The sequence below is a fragment of the Arthrobacter sp. 05L417 genome (genome assembly GCF_056397865.1).
In genome coordinates this window covers 1-1,435 of sequence record NZ_JBFTOG010000085.1, presented here as the reverse complement: position 1 = coordinate 1,435, position 1,435 = coordinate 1, and the positions used below count along the sequence as shown (strand labels likewise).

The following is a 1,435-nucleotide window of genomic DNA, read 5'->3' as shown; positions in this document are numbered from 1 at the left end:
AGGTTCGCGACGCCCGGGTAGAGCGGGTGCGCGGCGGCGAGTGCCTCCACGCGGTGACGCAGGCCGGAGAGGTCCGCGTCGGCGTCGGCGATCAGCGCTTCGGCGATGATGTCCGCAACTTCACGGAACGCCGCTTCACCGAAACCGCGCGTGGCCAGTGCCGGGGTGCCGATCCGCAGGCCGGAGGTCACCATCGGCGGGCGCGGGTCGAACGGGACCGCGTTGCGGTTGACGGTGATGTCGATCGCCGCGAGGCGGTCCTCGGCCTGCTGGCCGTCGAGCTCGCAGTCGCGCAGGTCCACGAGCACCAGGTGCACGTCGGTGCCGCCGGAAATCACGGAGATCCCCCTGGCCGTGACGTCGGGCTGGACGAGGCGCTCGGCCAGGATCCGGGCACCGGCCAGGACGCGCTCCTGGCGTTCCTTGAACTCTTCCGAACCGGCGATCTTGAAGGCCACGGCCTTGCCGGCGATCACGTGCTCCAGCGGGCCGCCCTGCTGGCCCGGGAAGACCGCGGAGTTGATCTTCTTGGCGATGTCAGCGTCGTTGGAGAGGATAATGCCGCCGCGCGGACCGGCGAGGGTCTTGTGCGTCGTGGACGTCGTGACGTGCGCGTGCGGGACCGGGGACGGGTGCAGGCCGGCGGCCACCAGGCCGGCGAAGTGCGCCATGTCCACCATGAGGTACGCGCCCACCAGGTCCGCGATCCGGCGGAACCCGGCKAAGTCCAGCTGCCGCGCATAGGCGGACCAGCCGGCCACGATCAACGCCGGCTTGTGCTCCAGGGCCAGGCGCTCCACCTCGGCCATGTCGATCCGGTGGTCCTCTTCGCGGACCTGGTACGGGATGACGTTGTACAGGCGGCCGGAGAAGTTGATCCGCATGCCRTGGGTCAGGTGCCCGCCGTGGGCCAGGTTCAGGCCCATGATCGTGTCGCCGGGCTTGATGAGGGCGTGCATCACCGAAGCGTTCGCCTGGGCACCGGAGTGCGGCTGCACGTTCGCGTACCCGGCACCGAACAGGGCCTTCACGCGGTCGATCGCGAGCTGCTCGATGACGTCCACATGCTCGCAGCCGCCGTAGTAGCGCTTGCCCGGGTAGCCCTCGGCATACTTGTTGGTCAGCACCGAGCCCTGGGCCTGCATCACGGCCACGGCAGTGTGGTTCTCGGACGCGATCATTTCCAGGCCCGAACGCTGACGGTTCAGCTCGTCGTCGATCTTCGCCGCGATCTCCGGATCCAGCTCGGACAASACCGCGTCCAGGGACGGCGAAACGACCTGCTCGAACACAGCCGTTCCGTTCGCGGCGCTCACAGCTCGCCACCGTTCTTGGAAGCATATTCCTCCGCGGAAAGCAGCGGGCCATGTTCGATCACGGCCACTTTGAAGAGCCAGCCCGCACCGTACGGATCGTTGTTGATCAGGGCAGGATC

The 1,435-nt window shown here is 68.2% G+C and carries 1 protein-coding gene and 1 pseudogene; both read right to left on the bottom strand.

What is annotated here, in order from left to right:
* A partial coding sequence (gene glyA / locus AC1DJW_RS26385; RefSeq protein WP_476902938.1) for a serine hydroxymethyltransferase occupies positions 1-1,316 on the bottom strand: 1,316 nt, incomplete at its 3' end.
* A pseudogene (locus tag AC1DJW_RS26380) lies at positions 1,313-1,435 on the bottom strand (glycine cleavage system protein GcvH); the annotation flags it as partial. The pseudogene AC1DJW_RS26380 and the gene glyA, both read right to left, overlap by 4 nt.